The 23,380-nt window shown below is 52.7% G+C and carries 23 protein-coding genes; 15 read left to right on the forward strand and 8 right to left on the reverse strand.

All coding sequences use genetic code 11. The features are described 5' to 3' along the window. The first annotated feature begins 9 nt into the window (after positions 1-9). From SGBXF1_RS22860 to SGBXF1_RS22875, 4 genes are read left to right on the forward strand one after another with little or no spacing between them, the layout of a single operon-like run. Positions 10-1,014 (forward strand): fimbrial protein, encoded by a 1,005-nt coding sequence (locus SGBXF1_RS22860; RefSeq protein WP_186427587.1) that lies wholly within the window; start codon positions 10-12, stop codon positions 1,012-1,014. A gap of 17 nt (positions 1,015-1,031) precedes the next feature. Next, positions 1,032-1,571: a fimbrial protein gene (locus tag SGBXF1_RS22865; RefSeq protein WP_186427588.1), complete on the forward strand. Its 540-nt coding sequence runs from the start codon at positions 1,032-1,034 to the stop codon at positions 1,569-1,571. A gap of 24 nt (positions 1,572-1,595) precedes the next feature. Further along, entirely contained in the window at positions 1,596-3,230 is a 1,635-nt protein-coding gene (locus SGBXF1_RS22870; RefSeq protein WP_186427589.1) for a PglL family O-oligosaccharyltransferase, read from the forward strand. Between the two features lie 2 nt (positions 3,231-3,232). Continuing rightward, the gene (locus tag SGBXF1_RS22875; RefSeq protein WP_037426222.1) at positions 3,233-3,844 is read left to right on the forward strand and encodes a helix-turn-helix transcriptional regulator; all 612 of its coding nucleotides are present in this window, start codon (positions 3,233-3,235) and stop codon (positions 3,842-3,844) included. Between the two features lie 14 nt (positions 3,845-3,858). Here the strand turns inward: SGBXF1_RS22875 and ctlX are convergent, their stop codons facing one another. After that, positions 3,859-4,785: a citrulline utilization hydrolase CtlX gene (gene ctlX, locus SGBXF1_RS22880; protein ID WP_186427590.1), complete on the reverse strand. Its 927-nt coding sequence runs from the start codon at positions 4,783-4,785 to the stop codon at positions 3,859-3,861. 145 nt (positions 4,786-4,930) lie between these two features. On the opposite strand from ctlX, the gene SGBXF1_RS22885 reads away from it, so the two are divergent. Further along, positions 4,931-5,353 carry an Lrp/AsnC family transcriptional regulator gene (locus tag SGBXF1_RS22885; RefSeq protein ID WP_186427591.1) on the forward strand — a complete coding sequence of 141 codons (423 nt, stop codon included), beginning with the start codon at positions 4,931-4,933 and terminating at the stop codon, positions 5,351-5,353. Here the strand turns inward: SGBXF1_RS22885 and SGBXF1_RS22890 are convergent. The 3 genes from SGBXF1_RS22890 to SGBXF1_RS22900 are packed head-to-tail and all read right to left on the reverse strand — an operon-like array spanning position 5,350 to position 6,350. Beyond that, a complete protein-coding gene (locus SGBXF1_RS22890) occupies positions 5,350-5,685 on the reverse strand; it encodes an SMR family transporter (RefSeq protein ID WP_061808543.1) in 336 nt (111 codons plus the stop codon). The genes SGBXF1_RS22885 and SGBXF1_RS22890 overlap by 4 nt on opposite strands. A 27-nt stretch (positions 5,686-5,712) precedes the next feature. Further along, a complete protein-coding gene (locus SGBXF1_RS22895; protein ID WP_051922626.1) occupies positions 5,713-6,012 on the reverse strand; it encodes a hypothetical protein in 300 nt (99 codons plus the stop codon). A 32-nt stretch (positions 6,013-6,044) separates the two neighbouring features. Continuing rightward, positions 6,045-6,350 carry a DUF406 family protein gene (locus tag SGBXF1_RS22900; RefSeq protein WP_037426231.1) on the reverse strand — a complete coding sequence of 102 codons (306 nt, stop codon included), beginning with the start codon at positions 6,348-6,350 and terminating at the stop codon, positions 6,045-6,047. Between the two features lie 355 nt (positions 6,351-6,705). On the opposite strand from SGBXF1_RS22900, the gene SGBXF1_RS22905 reads away from it, so the two are divergent. Beyond that, positions 6,706-7,152 (forward strand): universal stress protein, encoded by a 447-nt coding sequence (locus SGBXF1_RS22905; RefSeq protein ID WP_061808544.1) that lies wholly within the window; start codon positions 6,706-6,708, stop codon positions 7,150-7,152. A gap of 35 nt (positions 7,153-7,187) precedes the next feature. On the opposite strand, the gene SGBXF1_RS22910 is transcribed toward SGBXF1_RS22905, so the two are convergent. Both SGBXF1_RS22910 and SGBXF1_RS22915 read right to left on the reverse strand, forming a co-directional pair. Next, the gene (locus tag SGBXF1_RS22910) at positions 7,188-7,409 is read right to left on the reverse strand and encodes a hypothetical protein (protein WP_186427592.1); all 222 of its coding nucleotides are present in this window, start codon (positions 7,407-7,409) and stop codon (positions 7,188-7,190) included. A 487-nt stretch (positions 7,410-7,896) separates the two neighbouring features. Next, on the reverse strand, positions 7,897-9,096 hold the full coding sequence (locus SGBXF1_RS22915; protein WP_186427593.1) for a BaiN/RdsA family NAD(P)/FAD-dependent oxidoreductase: 1,200 nt from the start codon (positions 9,094-9,096) through the stop codon (positions 7,897-7,899). A gap of 301 nt (positions 9,097-9,397) precedes the next feature. On the opposite strand from SGBXF1_RS22915, the gene pitA reads away from it, so the two are divergent. Then, positions 9,398-10,900, forward strand: a complete 1,503-nt coding sequence (pitA, locus tag SGBXF1_RS22920; RefSeq protein WP_037426237.1) for an inorganic phosphate transporter PitA — start codon at positions 9,398-9,400, stop codon at positions 10,898-10,900. Between the two features lie 73 nt (positions 10,901-10,973). Here pitA and uspB read toward each other — a convergent pair whose 3' ends face one another. Further along, positions 10,974-11,309: a universal stress protein UspB gene (uspB, locus tag SGBXF1_RS22925; protein WP_061808549.1), complete on the reverse strand. Its 336-nt coding sequence runs from the start codon at positions 11,307-11,309 to the stop codon at positions 10,974-10,976. 619 nt (positions 11,310-11,928) lie between these two features. Between uspB and uspA the strand changes: the two genes are divergently transcribed. The 8 genes from uspA (at position 11,929) to SGBXF1_RS22965 (ending at position 21,296) form a co-directional block, all read left to right on the forward strand. Next, positions 11,929-12,375 (forward strand): universal stress protein UspA, encoded by a 447-nt coding sequence (gene uspA / locus SGBXF1_RS22930; protein WP_061808550.1) that lies wholly within the window; start codon positions 11,929-11,931, stop codon positions 12,373-12,375. 322 nt (positions 12,376-12,697) lie between these two features. Then, the gene (gene gdhA / locus SGBXF1_RS22935; protein WP_186427594.1) at positions 12,698-14,041 is read left to right on the forward strand and encodes an NADP-specific glutamate dehydrogenase; all 1,344 of its coding nucleotides are present in this window, start codon (positions 12,698-12,700) and stop codon (positions 14,039-14,041) included. 339 nt (positions 14,042-14,380) lie between these two features. Continuing rightward, complete coding sequence (locus SGBXF1_RS22940; RefSeq protein WP_061808552.1) at positions 14,381-15,367, forward strand: autoinducer 2 ABC transporter substrate-binding protein; 987 nt, start codon at positions 14,381-14,383, stop codon at positions 15,365-15,367. Positions 15,368-15,606: 239 nt separating this feature from the next. After that, entirely contained in the window at positions 15,607-17,106 is a 1,500-nt protein-coding gene (locus SGBXF1_RS22945) for a sugar ABC transporter ATP-binding protein (RefSeq protein ID WP_061808553.1), read from the forward strand. Then, positions 17,099-18,088, forward strand: a complete 990-nt coding sequence (locus SGBXF1_RS22950) for an ABC transporter permease (protein ID WP_012147369.1) — start codon at positions 17,099-17,101, stop codon at positions 18,086-18,088. The genes SGBXF1_RS22945 and SGBXF1_RS22950 overlap by 8 nt, the downstream gene beginning before the upstream one ends. A 1-nt stretch (position 18,089) precedes the next feature. Further along, on the forward strand, positions 18,090-19,043 hold the full coding sequence (locus SGBXF1_RS22955) for an ABC transporter permease (protein ID WP_186427595.1): 954 nt from the start codon (positions 18,090-18,092) through the stop codon (positions 19,041-19,043). Between the two features lie 10 nt (positions 19,044-19,053). Beyond that, a complete protein-coding gene (locus SGBXF1_RS22960; RefSeq protein WP_186427596.1) occupies positions 19,054-20,691 on the forward strand; it encodes an FGGY-family carbohydrate kinase in 1,638 nt (545 codons plus the stop codon). Continuing rightward, positions 20,691-21,296 (forward strand): KpsF/GutQ family sugar-phosphate isomerase, encoded by a 606-nt coding sequence (locus tag SGBXF1_RS22965; RefSeq protein ID WP_186427597.1) that lies wholly within the window; start codon positions 20,691-20,693, stop codon positions 21,294-21,296. The genes SGBXF1_RS22960 and SGBXF1_RS22965 overlap by 1 nt, the downstream gene beginning before the upstream one ends. 48 nt (positions 21,297-21,344) lie before the next feature. Here the strand turns inward: SGBXF1_RS22965 and SGBXF1_RS22970 are convergent, their stop codons facing one another. Continuing rightward, positions 21,345-23,243 (reverse strand): bifunctional metallophosphatase/5'-nucleotidase, encoded by a 1,899-nt coding sequence (locus tag SGBXF1_RS22970; RefSeq protein WP_186427598.1) that lies wholly within the window; start codon positions 23,241-23,243, stop codon positions 21,345-21,347. Positions 23,244-23,380: the final 137 nt, after the last annotated feature.

Genomic DNA, 23,380 nt, shown 5'->3' on the forward strand with positions numbered 1-23,380 from the left:
AAAAACGCGATGAAAAAAACCTACCTGAACACTTGCCTGCCGCTAGTACTGACGCTGTCGACCCCTGTAGTTTGGGCTAACGGCTATGTGACGCCAGACGGCGGCCCAAAACAGTTTTATATCGATCTGAACGAAACTAACATTACTAATACAGTCGGCTTTACCAAGCTGTTTCCCTATGATCTGGGCGGCACTTATACCGGTAAAGTCTATTGCGATACGCCTATTCCTACCAGCCCGCACTTTTATAAGTCGGATTCGGCACTACCGCCTTCCGAATACGGCAACGGTTATTTAAAACTTAATGATTTTCTGGATTTAAAAGCCGAAGTTTGGATCGCCGGCAATAAAAATGCCTATATCACGGTGCCGTTTTATAACGAGTCCAACCTGTTAAACCAGCATTCTTGCCGACCGCCTTATTTGCAGGTCAATAATTACGGCAGCGGCTCCAAAGGCAAAATCACGTTCCGGGTACGCAAAAAAATCATCAACGGCGTGCAGATTAATGACCGACAAATCATCGAGATGTATGGCCGGTTAGGATCAACAGACGCAGGTTTTGGTCCTAACCCGATGGCACAGGTGTTTATTCAGTCCGCCATTTTATATGTGCCGGATAAATGCGTGGTGAATGAAGGCCAACTGATCAACGTCGAATTCGGTGAAATCAGCGGCAGCAACCTGAACGGTGCCAGCTATCCACAAAGCATACCGGTACGTTTTCAGTGTGAAGGTGGCAGCTTCGAGGACGGCACACTGAATATCAAACTGGCGGTATCCGGCACCCCTGCGCCTTTTACCAATAACGCGTTTAAAACCGATAAATCCGATCTCGGTATCGAGATCAAACATAACGGCCAATTAGTGATCCCAAATGAGTTTTATCCGGTACCCAATATCGGTAATGGCGGTAGTTGGAATTTAGTTGCCGCACCGTTGGCCAACGGCGGTAAGGAAATCGCGGAAGGGGAATTTAACGCCTCAGCCACCATTGTGGCAGCCTTCGAGTAGCTCAGGGAGAAAAGACGATGCGTTTACGTGCTTTAGCACTACTCAGTTGCACACCCTTATTGTTTGCAGCGCTGCCCACCCAGGCGGACACCGAGCTGGTCGGTTCGCCATTGCAGTTTCACGGCACTGTCGTGAGCCGGCCGTGCAATATCGAACCACAATCAGCCGATCAGGTGGTGGAGATGGACACCGTGATCGTCAAAACCCTGTATCGCTACGGCCATAGCACTCCGGTACCGTTCAGCATCAAGCTGACCGACTGTAAAACAACGGTGTTCAAATCCGTCAATGTGACCTTTAGCGGTACCGAAGACGGCGAGTTACCGGGCAAGTTGGCGATTAATAACGGTACCAACGGCGCTGCCATCGCCCTGTTTGACAGCAAGGGAGCAGATATTGATTTGAACCAGGCCACCAGCGCGGTGACATTGCAGGACGGCGCCACTATTTTGAATTTCACTGCCTATGTGCAAGGTCATCCCAGCGCGATACAGAATAAAACCATTACCGAGGGTGAATTCAGCTCGGTAGCCAATTTCGTACTGGCTTACCAATAAGCCCGGCGTCTGCAGGAAGAAGTGATGATGTCCAAATCAAAAGCAGCCTGGTTATTCGGGCTGGTGGCGTTTTATTGCCTGATCGCCATGCACATTTACTGGCCCAATCGCGGCGGCAGTGGCTTTTATCTGCCGTGGAATCTGGTCGGTGGGATATTTATCGCCCTGATGATTCTCGGTGCGATGCTATTTAGTCAGCGACCGTTGGTGACCTCGGTCTTTTTTAACCGACTGGCGTTGGGCGGCCTGATTTTATTATTGCCGTTGCTATGGACACAGCAACCCTGGCTGAGTGAAGCCCTGCCGCGTCTGATGGGACTGGTACTTGGCGTGCTCGCCTACTTCGCACTGCTGCAAATTCCACTCGATCGCGTACGCAGGCGCAACCTGCTGATTCTGTTACTGGCAGCGACGGTGATCGAAGCCTTGTTCGGTCTGGTGCAATACACTCTGCTGCAACCGGGTAACTGGATCGGTTACAACAGCCTGAAAAACCGCCCTTACGGTATCTTCCAACAGTGGAACCTGATGGCCAGTTTTATGGCCACCGGTTTGGCGTTGGCACTCTATCTGCTGAGTAACCAACGCCGCATGTCATATCGCCTGCAATGGCTGAGCGCCTCTATTCTGGTTTTGGCACCGCTATTACTGATCGTTATCGCCTCACGCGTCGGCCTGTTGGCGGCACTGCTGCTGTCGCCACTGCAACTGTGGATGTTGTACCGCCTCAATCGTCGCCGCGCCACCGCTGCCCTACTGCTACTGATCGCCGGGGTGGCTACCGGGATACTTTTGGTGATGCTCAACGGAGCGACGAGGGTAATCACCGTCGCAGAACCGATTTTTTACCGACTGACTTACTGGCAGGAAGCGCTGCGCATGATCGCCGAGCGCCCATGGTTTGGCTGGGGCTATGGGCATTTTCAGCACGATTTCCTGCATCACTTTTACACCACTCATAGCACGGGCATGGAAAGTGTCGCTATCAGCCATCCGCACAACGAAATATTGCTGTGGGGCATTGAAGGCGGTCTGTTGAGCCTGAGCGGCGTTACCGTGATCTGCTGGGGATTTTGGCACTTGCTGCAACGCACGCGCGCTCTGCCTTTGCGCCCTGCGCCATGGATGGCGGCGCTGCCCATCCTGTTACATATGATGGTGGAATATCCACTTTACCTTTCTGCTGCTCACGCCGTGTTGTTGTTGGTGATTCTCCGCACGAGCGATGTGCGCCGCCGCTTGCGATTACTGCCCCGCTCACAACTGACATTGCGTCTGCTGACTGCGGGAGTGGCTGCACTGATGTTGCCTTATCTGTTCAACGGCCTGCATAGCGCACTGATCATTACCGCCGTGGAAAAAACCGGCCTGCGGCAATTTGCGCCCATGAGCCAGGTGATGGCACCCACGCCCTGGCAGGTACGCTATGACTACGATGTGCAGTTGCAGCGGCTACTGCAATACCCACAAACCCGCGATACCGCGACGCTACTTCGCTATCAGCAGTGGGCGGAAAACGAGATCCTCGTGCGGCCGGACGCCAATATCTACATCAATCTCATGGCTGTCAGTCGGTTATTGCAACAGCCACAGCGGGCCGCCGATCTGCAACATCAGGCACGCCGGTTATTTCCACACGATATGCGTTTTGAGGAGTAATCATGCTTAATATCCGATTCACCCTGCTGGGCAGTGATAACTTTTATCAATTCGGTTTACGGCTGTTGCTGGAAGAATATCTGCATGATCTGAACGCATCCAGTCGGGCATATCCCGTTGATCTGCAAAATCTGGAGCCGATCGAGATCGTGTTTCGTACCCTCGAAGACACTTGTGGCTGCGCCCGCTGCTACCAAAGCCCGCACCAGACACCGCGCCACCGGCAAATGACCGTGTTGATCCTCGACGATCGCGATACCCGCTATTTGCATGCCCACCCTGCGCTGTTCAGCATTAATCGACGCGATACCCCTACGGTTATCCGCAACACGTTGCAAATGTCATTGGAACGTTTTTGCCAACAGCCTTGGGTGGCACTGCACGCCAGCGGTATCTGGAAATGCCGGCAATGCCGCATCGCCGCCTTGAGCAGCTGTGAAAAAAAAGTACTGAGGCTGATGAGCACCGGTATGTCTGCCTGTACCATCGCTGGCATGCTTCACCGCAGCCAAAAGACAATCAGCGCCCATAAACGCTCGGCAATGCGTAAACTGAATGTCCACAAAAGCACCGAGTTGCATAAAATGCTGCTTAATCAGATGGGGTTGAACTGAAACAATGTGTAGGGTTACATCACGGCCCGTTTCTTTTGCAGGAAGATCTCCGCCAGCATGCATCGTGCCCCGCCGCCGCCAAGATCTTCAATGATGTCGATAGGCCCCAGTGCCAACCGGGCATAACCGCCAATCAGTGCCTGCTGTTGTGGTGTAAAACTGGCCCAGGCACGGGTCGACATGGCGTAAACCGGGTTGCCATCTTGCGCACGCAGCTCCAAAACATTGCAGGCAAATACCTCCATCTGGGCGAAACTGACGTCAATGATGGTTTTTCCACTGCGTTGCAGCATGGCGATCAGGTCATTTTTTTGCGCCACCCCGCGGATGCTTTCAAGGCACACGATGGCATATTGAGCGCCAACGCTCATCATCACATTAGTGTGATAGATAGGCCGGTTATGACGATCCGCAGCATCAAACCAGACAATCTGATAACCGGAATGCTGTTCGAACTCTCGTCCCACTTTAGGTGAGCTACGGGAAGATTGGCAGGCATAAGCCAGCTTGTGCTCGTGATCCAAAATCAGCGATCCGGTACCTTCCAGAAAACACCCCGTCAGTTCGTGGCCGGAGAGATCGACACACCTTTTAATCACAAAGTCATCAGCGAGCTGCGCAATAATATCCTGGCGGCGTTCCCGTCGCCGGTTCTCCACTTCCATCGGGAAAGTGAACAGGGTGCCGTCTCCCAACAGTGCAATCCAGTTATTGGGAAATAACGCGTCTGGTGTCGCCTGCCCACGTATCTCATCAATGACCCTGACATCGATGCCCGCCTGTTGCAGAGCCTCGACGTAATGGTTGAAGGCCACTAGCGCCTCAGCCGTGTGATTCTCATTTGTTTCCGTGAATTTCTGGAAAAAATTGCTGTGTCTGGTTTCTTGATTGGCTGCAAAGTCAGATGGCCTGATCATAAAAACGGATTGGGTGGTTTGCATGGTCTTTGTCACCGGGTTCAGAGGATTAGCCAGGGGCTGGCGCGAGACCATTATGGATAATCAACTTGGCGCCAAACAGTGTGAAAAATGACTAAATTGCTCTATATTTTTACAAATCGACACTAGCCAGTGACACTTTGACAACATGAATGATACCGACCGCCAGATCCTCTTACTGCTGCGTGAAAATGCCCGTGCTTCGATTACCGAGATCGCAAGCAAGGTGCGCGTCTCGCGTGCTACGGTACAAAAAAGAATTGAGGCGCTGGAAGCACAGGGAATCATTACTGGCTATACCATCCGTATAAAGCCGGGCGTGGAACATAACCGCATTCGCGCCTGGATGTCTGTGGCAGTTGAAGGCACCAAGGCGCAAAGTGTGTTGCAGCAATTGCGTATTGAACCTTCGGTCTTCACCCTGCATACGACCAACGGCAAATGGGATATTTTGGTGGAAATCCGTACCGACAGCCTGGAGAACTTCGATAAAATTTTGGGGCGTATCCGCCGCATCACCGGCATCTCCAGCACCGAGACCAGCATCCTGCTGTCAACACACAAGGCCTAGCCACCCCTGGGGTGTTTGACCACCCCAAATTTTAAACAGGCGATGCCGCAGATGATGAGTAAAAAACCCAACAACTTAAACACCGATATCGGCTCTTGAAACAACAGATAGCTCAGTGATGCGATCAGCAAAATACCAATGCCTTCCCAAAGCGCATAAGCAATGCCCAAAGGGATTTTCCTGATTGCTTTGGCAAAGAAGAAGTAGGACGTGCATATCGCGACCAGTGTAATAAGGTGAAGTTTATTGCACTGATAAACTTGCGCGTACTTAATAAAAATGGTTCCTGTTACTTCAAATGAAATAGCCAGAAGCAGCATAACCCATTGCATTATCCTTCCTGATAATTTAGATGTAAGTTAAGGCGGGGTTAATTTCAGATCGGCAGGGCGTGCACGAAAACGTTCTTTGTCTTTTTCACTCCAATCCGGATCTATCAGGCTTAATTTACCTTCAGTGATTTTTATAATGCTTTCACCGGCCACGGCCGTTCCATAGATAGAGGACAATGCATCTGCCATACCTCTACCGTATTTTTGGATAAAAGCCACGGCCAAGCGTGGGGTTTCCGTCCCCTGATTAATGTCACAAATACGCCCCTGAATAAAACGAGTCAGCTCTCTTTCACAAATGACGATCGCTATGGTCATATCTTTCATGATATCAAACCTAAAAAATGAAACGGAATGGGTTAGTCGTGGATACGATGTTGCATCTCCAACTCAAAGATAATCGCCTCCGCCTGGCAGGAAAACGTCATATCAATTCTGGCAATGTACTTTTTATTCAATATCTTAATGGTATGTGCCATATGACAGGGATACTTTTCTGATGCCACATTGTTGGCACTGATTTCCATCTCTTCAAAGTGCGCCATTGCCTGCTCATAGGTATCAAAACGGTTAGTCACAGTGACCGTGCAATTTTCATTATCCAGCACTGAACCAATATCAATGGAGCACCCTTTATCGCTGCATTTATCCAATAGATCTTTCATTTATTTTCCTCGTCAGCATGTTGTTGGCATCATGTTAATAATTAACTTTTTGCGTTAAAAAAATGAGGGAACAAAAGTCGGAAATCATCGTTCCCCCAAAACCAGAAAATTGGATTCACAAATTGCATACTTAACGCCATCGCTACCTAGGATTAACGGATAACCACCTCCTTTGAATTTACGTTTTGCGACTGCTTTGCTTTCGATGATTGATAATAAACATTGTTAACGATCGAATTCAACGCCCACGTTAATATAAAAAAGTAGTCATGATAACCGGTTATTCAGGTTTGATTTAAATGCCTTCTGGGTAGACTCTATTATCAAGATAATCATAATAGAAAAGGAGAGTCGTATGCTTTATAAAAATATTCTTGTGGCATTGGACTTGAAAGACAACAACAAGAAACTGCTCGACCGTGCTCTTTCCCTCAGCAATGCCACCCAGGCTAAATTGTATGTAGTGCATGTCGGCGTCGATGTCGGTGAGCTTTATTCTGGCGTAGTTATCGATCGTCTGGATAACTTTCAAACCCGAGTGATTAACGATGACGTTAACCTGTTAAAAAAATTTCTACGCGATGGTGGCTATGATACGTCATCGATTGTTGAAGCACTGGAGGTCGTCGGTGACTTTAATCGGGAAATCGAAAAAATCCTGTTTGAAAAACATATCGAACTGCTGATCTGCGGGCATCGGCATAATTTCCTGAGCCGACTCATGCCGACGTCTCGTCATTTGATCAACAATGCCAAAACCGATGTTTTGCTGGTGTCGTTGCCCGAGAAAATCGATAGCTGAGCGCCATTGCTTTCAGGGCGCAAACCTTGGGTCACTCAGTCTTTGCGGAGGAGGAACATCGCCTCCAGCCTTTCGACGATCAGCGCCAGTATAATTGTCTGATCAAGAACATCGACATCAAGATGCAGCCAAAAACACCATTCAGGCTGCATCTTGATGTTTAGTGCGGTGATTTCAGGAAACATAATGCTGCCACGGGAACCTGGCGCTGTTGCTTTTAAAATTGTCGCTATCCATTTTGAGGGAAAGCACGCCATACATCTGGAATCCCCTCAGACGATCGTTACTCTCCCCAAACGTGATTGCCCGCAAGTGCCGATGTTGGTGAGAGGTATCAATGCCCAAGTGCCTACTACAGCGTAAAATTCCTCACTCGAGGCCGGGCGCGGTTGATCAGCGCCCCGGCAGTGAGGAAAGCCCTTAACCACATATCTCGCTATGCACGTCTGACATCAACAAAAATACCTGCGGGATCATAATGCTGACGCAGCGTATTCAGTTAAATCATTAGCCAGTCAATGTAGATGAATTAAAAACCGTCAGTTTAAAATTAAGATATAAATCCAACCAGCAAGTATAATAAAAAACATCGTGCTAACAATCTACTTATTTCAAATTAAAAATATTACGCAATGAAAAACACAAAAACATATAAAATAACGAATTAATTAAAACCGTCTTTTATATGTTTACTGTGATTATTTTCATATACCAATAAATATTAAACCAAAATATCTTAACTCATTATTTCTGCACAAGCGCCAGCGCTTGTGCGCACGCCCAAGCCGAGCTCCAGGCCCATTGGAAGTTATAGCCCCCCAGCCACCCTGTCACATCCACCACTTCACCGATAAAGTACAGACCTGGCACCTTTGCCGCTTCCATAGTCTTAGAGGAAAGTTCCTTAGTATCTACACCGCCGAGTGTCACTTCAGCCGTGCGGTAACCTTCGGTACCGTTCGGCTGAACGCGCCAATTCTGCAATGTTTCTATCAGCGCCGCCTGCTGCGTAGGGTTCAGTTGCTTCAGCGTAACTTCCGGTAATTGCCCCAACGTCTGCAAGCACTCCACCAGGCGCTTCGGCAGATGCAGCGCGAGAGTATTCTTCAGGCTTTGGTTAGGATGAGCCTGGCGTTGCTCATTTAGGAAGCCCGCCAGATCAAGCGCAGGAAGTAAGTTAACGCTTACATACTCACCGGGTTGCCAATAACTGGACAGTTGCAATACCGCCGGGCCAGACAAACCACGATGGGTGAAAAGCAGACTTTCACGGAAGCTGACACCGTTTTCGGCGGTGATCACCGCAGGCACAGAGACGCCGGACAGGGTTTGCAGGTGTTCCAACAGCGGTTTATGCAGCGTGAAGGGCACCAGCGCGGCGCGTGTTGGCAGCACCTTCAATCCAAATTGTTCGGCCAACTTGTAGCCGAACGGTGAAGCGCCCAATCCCGGCATCGACAGACCGCCGCTCGCGACCACAAGTGAGCGAGCGCTCACTTTCTCGCCATTCAGTGTCAACTCGAAGCCTTCCGTGGTTTTTTCCACACTCAGCACCTCGCTGCGCAGGCGCGTCGTCACCTGGCCCAGTTCACACTCTTTAACCAACAGTTCGACAACCTGCTGCGCCGAGTCGTCGCAGAACAGCTGTCCCAGCGTTTTCTCATGGTAGGCGATGCCATAGCGGTTGATCAGATCGATAAAATCCCACTGGGTGTAACGCGCCAGTGCCGATTTACAAAAATGCGGGTTATTCGACAGGTAAGCAGCCGGTTCGGTGTACATATTGGTAAAGTTACAGCGTCCGCCGCCGGACATCAGGATTTTACGCCCCGGTTTTTTGCCGTTGTCGAGCAGCAGCACCCGGCAACCGAGTTGCCCTGCCTGAGCCGCGCAAAACATGCCCGCTGCGCCCGCACCTATTACCACGACATCAAACTGTTCCACCTGCGCCTCTCTGAATAAAAACCACAATCGCGACAAAAGGCCGCCATATTACGCCGTTTCGCCACCGGTAACCGGCAACTTTACGGCGGCAGATTGTAAAGCCATGACGCCGACAACGCCATAGTAAGAAAATATTACAACGGGCCAGACAGCATAACGCGCTGATATTTCATATCTTTGTCATAACAACGCCATCATTTCGTCATATCTAAATCAAAAAAACGTCATATTTTCCTTTTCCCCGGCCCCGGTTGTCACTGATAATGCGCGGCGTTCATGTCCACAAACTGGCGTAACGCTTATGCTGCATTTGTTCGCTGGCCTGGATTTCCATACCGGCCTGATGTTAATTCTCGCATTGTTGTTCGTGTTGTTTTATGAAGCCATCAATGGTTTTCATGACACGGCCAATGCGGTTGCTACAGTAATCTATACCCGTGCCATGCGCTCGCAACTTGCGGTCGTGATGGCTGGTTTGTTTAACTTTCTTGGCGTTATGCTCGGCGGTTTGAGTGTTGCTTACGCCATTGTTCATCTGTTGCCAACAGATCTGTTGTTGAACGTCAGTTCAGCACACGGATTAGCCATGGTGTTCTCCATGCTGCTGGCGGCTATCATCTGGAACCTCGGCACCTGGTATTTCGGTCTGCCGGCCTCCAGCTCCCATACGCTGATTGGCGCAATTATTGGTGTGGGTTTGACCAACGCACTGATGACACACACTTCGGTGGTGGATGCGCTTAACGTCCCGAAAATGATTGGTATTTTCCTGTCATTGCTCATCTCGCCGCTGGTTGGCATGATGGTCGCCGGGTTGATGGTGTTTGCCTTGCGCCGCTATTGGAGTGGCACCAAGAAACGCCAGCGTATTCACATGACCCCTGCGGAACGTGAAAAGGTCGACGGCAAACGTAAGCCGCCGTTCTGGACGCGCATCGCATTGATCCTGTCGGCTATTGGCGTCAGCTTCTCGCATGGCGCTAACGACGGTCAGAAAGGTATCGGCCTGATCATGCTGGTGCTGATCGGCGTTGCACCCGCTGGCTTCGTGCTCAATATGAATGCAACCGGTTATGACATCACTCGTACGCGTGATGCCGTGGCCCACCTGCAGCAATATTACGAGCAACACAGCGATGCCCTGTCGCACGTGGTCGCTCTCACTCCGTTGGTGCCAAGCCCGGATGAGGACGTATCGCCGGATAAACCCGTCGAGTTCCACTGTGACAGTGCCCGCGCTATGCCAGCGATTCAGCTTGCTTCCGGCTTGCTGAACAATCTGCAAAGTTACGATCAACTGACGGTAGATCAGCGCAGCCACCTGCGCCGCCTGCTGATGTGCGTAACAGATACCGCAGACAAGATCGCTAAGCTGCCTGAAACCTCTAGCCAGGACCAACGTTTCCTGAAAAACCTGCGTCAAGATCTGCTGCAAACCGTTGAGTATGCACCGATCTGGATTATCGTCGCGGTTGCTCTGGCGTTGTCACTCGGTACGATGGTTGGTTGGCAGCGCGTGGCGACCACCATTGGCGAGAAAATCGGTAAGAAAGGCATGACTTACGCTCAAGGCGTGTCAGCTCAGATGACCGCAGCCTTGTCGATTGGTGTTGCCAGCTATACCGGCATGCCGGTTTCCACCACCCACGTACTTTCTTCGGCAGTCGCCGGGACAATGATCGTGGACGGTGGCGGCGTGCAAAGCAAAACCGTGAAGAATATCCTGTTGGCCTGGTTACTGACCTTGCCGATTTCGATTCTGCTTTCCGGTTCACTGTATTGGTTGGCGCTTAAGCTGATCTAAGCAGTTTACTCCATGAGAAAGGCGGCCCTGGTGGCCGCCTTTTCTTTGTCTGCTACGCGGAAAACAGACGGCCTCAATACCAGATCATCAGTGCGATAAGGCTGATAAACACCAGCCCACTCAGGGCGGACGTCAGCATAAACTGCCCACGCACCCGCTCACAGCGGCGGATAAATTCCGGATCATGATGCTCGACATAACGCTGCGAGAAGATATAGCGCACCAACCTTATCTGTTTGCTCGGCTGGCCATGAGCGGTAAAAAAGCCGCCACCGTCGACATATTGGTACAGCAGCGGGTCGCAGCCGCGCAAAACCACCAGCAGCGCACGCAGAGAAGAGTAATACCGCACCATGTTTAAAACACACACCACACACAGAGCCCAAAACAGCGCGACGGTACTGATCATGATTGCCTCCTCAAGGCGTTGTTATCCACGGCGCTCCGCCGGGTCCAACTGCCCTACCTCTATACACTCATTACTGCGGGAGCCTACCGCTCCGATCCCCTTGGCACCGCACAGGCCGCGCATAACCCACCGCCTCTGGAGACAACCTATCGCCATGCGGGTGCATATCGCGCAGGTTTAGCTCAGAGAAGAGATGATAAGGCCTATAGTCATTATTGTAGGTTAACGAAACACAAACTGGCCTGAGCAGTAGATAAAATTTACCGCAACCCACCATTTTGTCATCCGCCTATTGGTTATAACTGATAACCACCCTAGAGAGCACTGACGGTCTTTTCCTCTGCCCAAAGAGGTATTTGGGGCTATACTCTGTTCAAGAATGCTTATATTTCAATCGGTCAACCTTTACACAACCCTATGGGCGGTAGGATTTCCTGCCTGGTGGGTGTAAAACTGACTGAGCAGAGATAAAGAGATTTTTTGATGCGGTGCAGTGTGATCGCCCCAACATATCATTATGTTATCTGAATGATAAAATGCAGGTAAACCTGAAGCGCCAGGCTGGTACGCTGAATGCCTGCTAACCTTTTAATCGGCATTATATGGAAGGAGTATTCTCATGGCTTACAAACACATTCTGATCGCGGTAGACCTATCCCCAGAGAGTAAAATTCTGGTGGAAAAAGCCGTATCTATGGCGCGCCCGTACAACGCCAAAGTTTCCCTGATCCACGTAGATGTTAACTATTCCGACCTGTATACCGGCCTGATCGACGTTAATCTCGGCGACATGCAGAAACGTATCTCGGAAGAAACGCACCACGCGTTGACCGAATTGTCACAAAATGCCGGCTATCCGATTACTGAAACCCTGAGCGGCAGTGGCGATTTGGCACAGGTGCTGGTCGATGCCATCAAGAAATACGATATGGACCTGGTACTCTGTGGTCACCATCAGGATTTCTGGAGCAAGCTGATGTCCTCCGCACGCCAATTGATCAACACCGTACATATCGACATGTTGATCGTGCCGCTGCGTGACGAAGACGAAAAACCCAAATCCTAAGTAAGCACACACTAACTTAATTGCCCTACGCCCGCTTTTGCGGGCGTTTTTCGTTCCGCAGCTATCATTAATCGCTTGATAATCAACCGCCCTCCAATGATATAGTCGCTAAAGACACAACATCATTCCCCACGCTTTACCCAAACCAATATCTATAAAAATAGTGGGGGAAATTTCATAGTATTACCCTCTGAATTTCGGGCTGTAGCCAGATCGCCAGCTCGTGAATCTTCAGGCGCTTACCTAGGTAAGTAACCAGGGAGTCACGAGCACAGATCACAACGCTACAGCCTGAAAGACAACGGGTATAAAGGAGCTATCCATGGAAAATACCGTATCGGTAGAGTCATTCCTGTCTTCGTTACAGCAGCATAACCCCCATCAGCCGGAATATTTGCAGGCAGTCCGAGAGGTCTTCACTTCGCTGTGGCCATTTATCGAGCGCAACCCACGCTATCGCGAATATGCTCTACTGGAACGCTTAGTGGAACCAGAGCGCACCATCCAGTTTCGTGTCAGTTGGGTGGACGATCGCGGGCAAGTTCAGGTCAACCGGGCCTGGCGCGTGCAGTTCAACTCCGCCATCGGGCCATATAAAGGTGGTATGCGCTTCCACCCATCAGTGAATTTGTCGATTCTTAAATTCCTTGGCTTTGAGCAGACCTTCAAAAATGCGCTGACCACCTTGCCCATGGGCGGGGGTAAAGGCGGTTCTGACTTTGATCCAAAAGGAAAAAGCCAGGCAGAGATCATGCGTTTCTGCCAGTCGCTGATGACCGAGCTGTATCGCCATCTGGGGCCAGATACTGACGTACCTGCAGGTGACATCGGTGTCGGCGGCCGTGAGGTTGGCTTTATGAGCGGTATGATGAAAAAACTGTCCAACAACACTGCCTGCGTGTTTACCGGCAAAGGGCTGTCATTTGGCGGCAGTCTGATTCGCCCAGAGGCCACCGGCTATGGGCTGGTTTACTTCACCGATGCCATGCTGCAACGCCATGGGCTAGGTTTTGAAGGCATGCGAGTTGCCGTTTCCGGTTCAGGCAACGTGGCGCAGTACACTATTGAGAAGGCGCTGGAACTGGATGCACGGGTGATCACCGTTTCTGACTCTGGCGGTACGCTGGTCGATGAAGCCGGTTTCACTACCGAAAAGCTGGCCCATTTGGTGGAGATCAAGAATCAGCGTTATGGTCGTGTAGAAGACTATGCCCGCGAGCGCGGCCTGACCTACCTGGCCGGTCAGCAGCCCTGGAGTGTACCGGTGGATATCGCCCTGCCGTGCGCCACCCAAAATGAGTTGGATCTGGACGCCGCGCAGATGCTGATCCGCAACGGCGTGAAAGCCGTGGCTGAAGGCGCCAATATGCCGACCACCATTCAAGCCACTGATGCATTCCTGGACGCTGGCGTGTTGTTTGCCCCAGGCAAGGCTGCCAACGCCGGCGGCGTGGCGACGTCTGGCTTAGAGATGGCTCAGAATGCCGCACGTATTAGCTGGCGGGCAGAGAAAGTGGATGTACGTTTACAACATATCATGGCGGATATTCATCAAGCCTGCGTGGAATACGGCGGTGAAGGGAAGCAAACTCACTACGTACACGGTGCCAATATCGCGGGATTCGTCAAGGTAGCCGACGCTATGCTGGCACAAGGTGTGCTCTAACATCGCCGTAAAGTGATCCTGTTCACACAACAGTTAAATGCTTCAATGCCGACCATCAGGTCGGCATTTTTACCGCAAAAAATCCCTGCATTGATACTCACATTGTTTTTATTTTGTTAATTTAAATTAAATTAAATGTTAATTTAATGATTTTTTTACGTAGTAAAATTACCACCACGAAATTATTAAACATTTAATTAACATTAAAACCGCCATAATTTTACCTCAATGTGCATGGCTCACAATTTTCCACTTCGGGTTACGTCCCCTCTTCCTTTCCTTTGTAATCTGCTCAGGTGGAAAAACAACCACCCCTACAGATAAAAAAGGTACAGCGAAATGAAATTTAACCTCGCATTATTAAATGCATGTGTGGTTTCTGCGTGCATGTTATCGACAACACCTGCCTTAGCTGCTGAAAAGTTCGAAATTGCCGTGGTTGCCAAAGTGACCGGCATTCCCTGGTTCAACCGTATGGAAGTCGGCGTCAACGACGCGGCAAAAAAACTCGACGTGAATGCCTATCAGACCGGGCCTTCTACGCCAGATCCCGCCGCACAGGTCAAAGTGATTGAAGATCTGATCGCCAAAAACGTTAACGCCATCATCGTAGTACCTAACGACGCCAAGGTACTGGAGCCGGTACTGAAGAAAGCACGTGAGAAAGGCATCGTGGTCCTGACCCATGAATCACCGGATCAGCAGATTGGCCAGTGGGACATTGAAACCATCGACAGTGAGAAGTATGCGCAGGCCAACGTCGATGAACTGGCAAAAGACATGGGCGGCAAAGGCGGCTACGCCATTTATGTTGGCTCGCTGACCGTGCCATTGCATAACGCCTGGGCGGATTCCGCCATCAAATACCAGAAAGCCAAATATCCGGACATGTTCGAAGTGACGTCACGTCTGCCGGTGGCGGAAAGCATCGACAAATCCTACGCCACCACGCTGGATTTGATGAAAACCTACCCGCAGATGAAAGGCATTATCGGTTTCGGCTCCCTCGGCCCGATTGGTGCCGGTCAGGCAGTCGCCAAGAAACGCGCCAAGGACAAGATTGCCGTGGTCGGCATCGCCATGCCGGCGCAGGCCGCCCCTTACCTGATGCGCGGCGACATCAAGAAAGCGCTGCTGTGGGATCCGAAAGACGCCGGTTATGCGCTGGTGACGGTGGCCGATCAACTGTTGCAGGGTAAGGAAGTGACCAAAGACTTGTCGATTGAAGGTTTGGGTAAAGCCGACGTCGATATGGATAAGAAAGTGATTCGGTTTAATAAAATTCTTGAAGTCACCAAAGATAATGCCAAATCGCTGGGCTTCTAACCTTCAGTAATATTGCTCCACACCGGGAAAATCATTAAATAACGTCGGTGCGCAACCTATCGCGCCCCGAGTTTCAATCACTATTATAACAATACCCTATAGCTTCAAATTGCAGCTAGGCGGCCAGCTTGCTCATCCCCAGGCGCTTACAAAAGTTAAGTAACTGGGGTGAGCAAGTGCAGATAACAATGCTGGAACTTGAAAGATGACGGGTATAAGAACCTGCATAGGTTAATGCCATGACCTTATCCACCGCATTTATAAGCCTGGAAAATATCAGTAAAAAGTTTCCGGGCGTACTGGCACTGGACCAGATCAACCTGACGCTGAATATTGGCGAAGTGCACTGCCTGGCCGGGCAAAATGGCTGTGGCAAAAGCACCATAATTAAAATTATTTCCGGCGTTTATCAGCCGGAAAAAGGCGCCAATATTTCACTGGAAGGAAAACTCTTTCATTCCCTGACGCCGCAGCTGTCTGGTTATTATGGTATTCAGGTGATTTATCAAGATCTGTCGTTATTCCCCAATCTGACGGTGGCGGAAAATATTGCCATTCACCGCTACCTGCCCGGCGGCCATTTCTGGGTACGCAAACGGGTGATGCGTCAGACGGCGCTGGATGCTATGGCGCGTGTCGGCGTGCATATCGATCCCGACAAGAAAGTTGAAAAGCTGTCGATTGCCGATCGCCAATTGGTGGCGATTTGCCGTGCCATTGCCGCCGAAGCGCGGCTGGTGATCATGGATGAGCCTACTGCCTCACTGACGCGTCAGGAGGTCGACGGCCTGCTGCGGGTGGTCAACGAGCTGAAAGCGGCGGGCATCTGCGTGGTATTTGTCAGCCACCGGCTGGACGAAGTGATGGAAGTCGCCGACCGTATCAGCGTGATGCGCGACGGCAAGCTGGTCGGAACTTATCCTGCAAGCCAACTGGACAGCCATGAATTGGCGTTCCTGATGACTGGCCAACGCTTCCACTACAGCCAGTTACCCCCACGGCCCACAGCCGAGAGTGCGCCGCTGCTCGAAGTGCGTAACTTGAGCCGACACGGAAAATATCAGAATATCAATCTGTCACTGCACGGCGGCGAGATCGTCTCGATCGTCGGATTGCTTGGCGCGGGCCGTACTGAACTGTGCCTTAGCCTGTTCGGCATGACACGCCCGGACAGCGGTGAAATCAGGATCGACGGCCAGCCGGTGCGGTTGCATAACAACCGTGAAGCGGTGCGACAGGGCATTGGCTATGTGTCTGAGGATCGTCTGACGCAAGGCTTGATCATGGAGCAATCAATCTACGACAACACCATTGTCACGGTGTTTGATCAACTGCATACCCCGATCGGGCTGCTGGATCACGCCAAAGCGACAGAACTGGTTAACCGGCTGATCCGCGATCTGAACATTAAGGTTTCCGACAGCGCACTCCCGGTCAAAACCCTGTCCGGCGGTAACGCCCAGCGTATCGCAATTGCCAAGTGGGTCGCGACACAGCCGAAGATCCTGATCCTCGACTCCCCCACCGTTGGGGTAGATATCGCCAACAAAGAGGGGATCTACCAGATCGCCAAAGATCTGGCCGCGCTCGGCATGGCGGTGTTGATGATCTGCGACGAGATCCCAGAAGCCTATTACAACAGCCATCGGGTGATGGTGATGCGTAAAGGCGAGCTGATCGCCGAGTTTTCGCCGCACCAGAGTACCGAACAACAGATCGCCGAGGTGGTGAATGGATAAGTCATTACTGGCCCGCCTGGCCGGGCGGCACGAATTTTACCTTGGCCTGCTGGTGTTGCTGCTGGCCATCGGCCTAAGCGTTAGCACCAGCGAGTTTCTGACGCTGGGCAACCTGACCGATGTGGCCACCAGCTATGCCATTCTCGGCATTCTCGCCTGCGGCCTGTTCGTGGTGCTGATTGCCGGTGGCATCGACATTTCGTTCCCGGCGATCACCGCTATCGCCCAGTACGTGATGGCCAGTTGGGTGATCCAGCACGGCGGCGGTTTCCCGCTGGCGTTCGCTCTGGCGATAGGCGTCGGCCTGCTGCTCGGGCTGGTGAACGGTTTCCTGGTCTACTGGCTGAAAGTGCCGGCAATTATCATCACCATCGCCACGCTAAACCTGTTCTACGGCCTGCTGGTGTACGCCACCAACGGCACCTGGCTGTACGGTTTCCCCGACTGGTTTATGGACGGCATCAGCTGGTTCTCGTTCCAGGGTGCCGACGGCTATGACTACGGCCTGACGCTGCCGCTTTTGTGCCTGCTGGCGGTGATTATCGTCACCGGCGTATTGATGAACTTCACCCGCCTTGGCCGCCAGATTTTCGCCATGGGCGGCAACCGCGATGCGGCATCGCGTCTGGGGTTGAACCTGCTGCGACTGCACTTCTACGTTTACGGCTACATGGGCATTCTGGCGGGCATTGCCGCCGTGGTGCAGGCGCAGATCACCCAGTCGGTCGCACCCAACTCCTTACTGGGTTTTGAGTTGACGGTGCTGGCGGCGGTGGTGTTGGGCGGTACCAGCATGACCGGCGGTCGCGGCTCGCTGACCGGTACGCTACTGGGCGTGGTGCTGCTGGCGTTCCTGCAGAACGGTCTGACGCTGCTTAGCGTATCGGCCTATTGGCACCAAGTGTTCAGCGGCGCGATCATTTTGATCAGCATCAGCAGCACCGCCTGGAATGAAAAACGTAAGCTGGCCAAGGAGCTATGACATGACCCAGTTAACCCGTCTGATCCCGAATGATCGGATCATCCGTCTGCAAAGCGCGATCATTATCGTCGTGGGGCTGCTGTTCGCCGGGCTGCTAGGATCGCGTTTCTTCAGTCTGGGGAATTTCCAGTCGATCGCCTCACAGTTACCGATCCTCGGCATGCTGGCGCTCGGCATGGGTATTACCATGCTCACCGGCGGCATCAATCTGTCGATTATCGCCGGGGCCAACGCCTGCTCGCTGGTGATGGCGGCAATTATCGTCAGCCACCCGGATCAGCCGCTGTTTCTGGTGCTGGCACTGCTCGCCGGGCTGCTGGTCGCCGTCGCCATTGGGGCGCTTAATGGCGTGCTGGTTGCCTGGGTCGGCGTTTCACCGATCCTCGCCTCACTCGGCACCATGACGCTGATCACCGGGCTGAATATTCTGTTGTCCAACGGCGCGGTGATCTCCGGCTTCCCGGCGGCCATTCAGTATCTCGGTAATGGCAGCCTGCTCGGCATTCCGGTGGCGCTACTGCTATTCCTGCTGGTCGCCGTTGGCCTGTGGCTGTTGCTGGAGCACACCACGCTGGGGCGCAGCCTGTATTTAATCGGTTCCAACGAGCAGGCTACCCGTTTCAGCGGGGTGAACACCGCCCGGGTGCAAATCGCGGTGTATGTGCTGTCCGCGCTGCTCGGCTGGGGTGCGGCGTTGCTGATGATGGCCAAGTTCAACTCGGCCAAGGCCGGCTACGGCGAATCCTATTTGCTGGTGACCATTCTGGCCTCGGTGCTGGGTGGGATTAACCCGGACGGCGGGTTTGGCCGGGTACTTGGCCTGTTGCTGGCACTGATTGTGCTGCAAATGCTGGAGAGCGGCCTCAACCTGCTGGGCGTCAGCAGCTATCTGACCATGGCCCTGTGGGGCGCGGTGCTGATCTTGTTTATCGCGTTACAGAATCGAAAAGCCTAGGAGAAAAATAATGGCGAGCTATTTTATTGGCGTAGATGTCGGCACCGGAAGTGCGCGCGCTGGGGTATTCGATCTCAACGGCCATATGGTTGGGCAGGCCAGCCGGTCTATCGACCTGTATCGGCCGAAGGCCGACTTTGTTGAACAGTCCTCGGACAATATCTGGCAGGCAGTGTGCAACGCGGTGCGTGATGCGGTCAATCAGGCCGACATCAACCCGATTCAGGTTAAAGGGCTGGGTTTCGACGCCACCTGCTCGCTGGTGGTGCTGGACAAAGAGGGGAAGCCGCTGACCATCAGCCCTTCCGGCCGTACCGAACAGAACATTATCGTGTGGATGGATCACCGTGCTATCACCCAGGCCGAACGTATTAACGCCACCAAACACCGGGTGCTGGATTTCGTCGGCGGCATCATCTCGCCGGAAATGCAGACCCCCAAAATGCTGTGGCTGAAGCAGCATATGCCAACCACCTGGGCCAACGCCGGTTACCTGTTTGATCTGCCGGACTTCCTCACCTGGCGCGCCACTCAGGACGCCACCCGTTCGCTGTGTTCGACGGTGTGCAAATGGACTTATCTCGGCCATGAACAGCGCTGGGACAAAAGCTATTTCAAACAGATTGGACTGGAAGACGTACTGGAACACGACGCCGCCAAAATTGGCAGCGACGTCAAAATGATGGGTGAACCGCTGGGCCACGGCCTGACCCAGCGCGCCGCCAGTGAGATGGGGTTGATTGCCGGCACCGCGGTCAGCGTGTCGATCATTGATGCCCACGCAGGTACTCTCGGCACGCTGGGGGCTACCGGGGCTTCCGGTGAAGTGGCAGACTTTAATCGCCGCGTCGCACTGATCGGCGGCACCTCGACCGGTCATATGGCGATGTCGCGTACCGCACGCTTTATCCCCGGCGTATGGGGGCCGTATTACTCGGCCATTCTGCCGGAATACTGGCTGAACGAAGGCGGCCAGTCCGCCACCGGCGCGCTGATTGACCACATCATCCAGTCACATCCTTGTTATCAGGAGCTGCTGGCGCAGGCAAAAACCCAGGGGCAGACCATCTATGAGGTGCTGAACGCCATGCTGCGCCGTATGGCGGGCGAGCCGGAGGATATTGCCTACCTGACCAAAGACATTCATATGCTGCCGTATTTCCATGGCAACCGCTCGCCGCGTGCCAATCCGACGCTAACCGGCACCCTGACCGGGCTGAAGCTGTCACGCACCCCGGAAGACATGGCGTTGCACTATCTGGCCACCATCCAGGCTATAGCGCTTGGTACCCGCCATATTATCGAAACCATGAACCAAAGCGGTTACAGCATCGATACCATCATGGCCAGCGGCGGTGGCACCAAGAACCCGATTTTCGTGCAGGAACATGCCAATGCTACCGGCTGTGCCATGCTGTTGCCGGAGGAGAGCGAAGCGATGCTGTTGGGTGGCGCGATGATGGGCACCGTGGCGGCCGGGGTATTCGACAGCCTGCCGGAAGCGATGAGTGCCATGAGCCGTATCGGTAAAACCGTGACGCCGCAAACCAACAAGATCAAACGCTATTACGATCGTAAATACCGCGTGTTCCATGAGCTGTATAGCGACCATATGAAATACCGCCAACTGATGCAGGAGGACGCCTGATGCAGCAGGAATGGCAACGTGCAACGCAGGCCTGGGCAATCTACAGCCGGGAGCTGGCACAATTGGGCCAGCGCATCGACCCACAGACCTGGCAACGGCTTCTGACTCTACTGGCGGAGTGCCGGGGAAAAATTGTGGTCACCGGCGTCGGTACTTCCGGCATCGCGGCGCGCAAGATTGCCCATATGCTGGCCTGCGTGGAACGACCGGCGATTTACCTGAATGCCACCGACGCGGCGCATGGCGATTTGGGTTTTCTGCGCAATGATGATCTGATGATTTTGATTTCGCGCGGCGGCAATTCCGACGAGTTGACACGACTGTTGCCGACGCTGCAGGCCAAGGGTGTGCCGCTGATTGGCGTGACGGAGAATCCGGATTCGGCTATCGCCCAGGCAGCACAGCTGGTGATCCGCACCGGGGTAGAAAATGAGATAGATCCGCTGAATATGCTGGCAACTACTTCTATCGTGCTGGTTTTGGCGATTTTCGACGCGGCCTGTGCCTGCCTGATGGAACGCAGTGGCTACAACAAAGAAACGCTGCTGGCGGTTCATCCGGGTGGTGATGTCGGCAAGCGTTTACTGCAGGGGCATTCACGTTAGTCGGTGTAGTAAGGGCTCAGCATTCACATGCCGAGCCCGTAATCATTATCAAGCCTTGTTAATCGCCTCGATAATCACCAACTGATCGCTCAAACGCTTTTTAACCAGCGGATCGCTGGCGGCACTCAACTGCGCCTGCAGCGCGGCCTGTTGCTGCTGACGCGCTTTCGGCTCGCTGAACAGCAACCCTTTCACGTTGAATGACGCCACGTTGCCGTAACGCCCATCTTCGCTGGTGGGTACGCTGATTTTGCCGTCGTTCAGCAGTTTTTCGACGATTTTGCGCTCACGATCATAACCTTCCAGCCCGACCAACTGCCAGCGCTGCACCGCCTGCCCCTGATACTGTCCTTTTTTCACCTCGGTCAGATAACGAATGGTCAGATTGCGGATGGTACCGGCCTCTTCACCGTAATCCACCTTGCTGTCTGACAACACCGGGAACTGCATACCTTCCAGTGCGCCGCCTTTTTGCGTCAGGTGCCCCATACGGTAGCTGTTCATCCCCAGACGGATTGGGGTGCTGTCTGTCACCGGTGTGCCATCGGCCATTTGCAGATCACGAATACGCTGCCCGGCCGGTTGGCGCAGGTCAATTTTGTAGGTCACGCCATCGAAGAAATCATTGGTCGAGTATTTCGACGCGCGGCGCTGCGGGTTAAAGCTGTAGGTCACGTCGCCGTCATGCAGTTGGTTGAAGTAACCTGCCGACCATTCCATGTACTTCTTCAGTTCTTTGCCGCTGAGCTGATAAACGGTGATCTCGCCCCCAGCATATTGGTAGTTGAAGGCAATGTCCTTGGCGGTGATGGTACCGACGTTCAGCTTCGGCCGGTCGTTATCAATCTGCAACGCGATCACCTGCGCCTGCGGCGCATAGTAATGCCCGGCTTCCTGATACAGCTTGCTGATGCCGGTATCCTGTACGTGCACCTGTGGAATGCCCTTCACCGCATCCGGCGGCACCAGATCCTGGCCGCTGAGCTGGGCAATCGGCCGGTTGGCGTTTGCCCGCAGGATCTTGTGGTATGGCTGGTAAATCTCTTCCAGCTTTTTATCCGACGTGATGCCTTTGATCGGGTAGGTGTAACTGTCTTTGTTGATCAGCACGTACTTGCCGTTGTGCTGCTCAAACTGCAGATCGATGCGTGACAGCGCACGACCATATTTGTCCGGTTCGGTGACGATCACACCGTTAATCACTTCTTTATCGACTTTTACGTGCATATGCCCGGCGACGATCGCCGCCAGTTCCGGGTTAGCCCGGGCAATATCGCCCACGCCGGTCCCCGGCCGCTGATTCTCGTTGTCGATCCCCATGTGTGCCACCAGCACGATGGCGTCCACCTGCCCCTGGATCTGCTGGATCACCTGCTTCACCGCCTGAACCGGATCGGTAAAGTTCAGCCCTTTCACCCGGTCGGTGCCTTTGGCGAATTCCGCGGTCATCGGCGTATCCATGCCGATAATGCCGATTTTCACCCCCTGGCGTTCGATAATTTTATACGCTGGCAGGTAGGGTTTACCGCTGTCCCATAGAATATTGCCGGCCAGTGCCGTGCCTTTGAATTGATTGAGTGAAGTGGAAAGCGGTTTGAGGCCGAAGTCGAATTCGTGATTGCCCATCACCCAGACGTCATAGTTCAGCGCGTTAAAGCCGAGGATCATCGGGCTGGTTTTGTCGTTTTTAAAGGTCTCAACAAAGTTGCCCTGAATGGTGTCACCGGCATCTACCAGAATCACGTTCGGCTGCTGGGCGCGCACCTGATGCACCTGAGTGGCAATTTGGCTCAGGCTGCCGGCCAGATTGGCGGTGTCGGTAGAATAATCCCAGGGCACAAAGGTGCCGTGCAGATCAGAGGTGCCAAGAATGGTGATATTGACAGGTTCAGAGGCCATCGCAGAGGTACCCAGGCAAAGCAAAACAGCAAGGAGTGTCTTTTTCATTATTTATTTAATTATAGGAAGGGAAACGAAAAGGAATCATGCGATCTGGGACACAAGCTTGCCAGTATCTTTGCAAGGTAAAAAATAAAATTGGGAGGTGGATCAATGAATACGTCCCTATTTCACCCTCTATCTCT

Source organism: Serratia grimesii (assembly GCF_900186025.1).
Taxonomy (GTDB): Bacteria; Pseudomonadota; Gammaproteobacteria; order Enterobacterales; family Enterobacteriaceae; genus Serratia; species Serratia grimesii.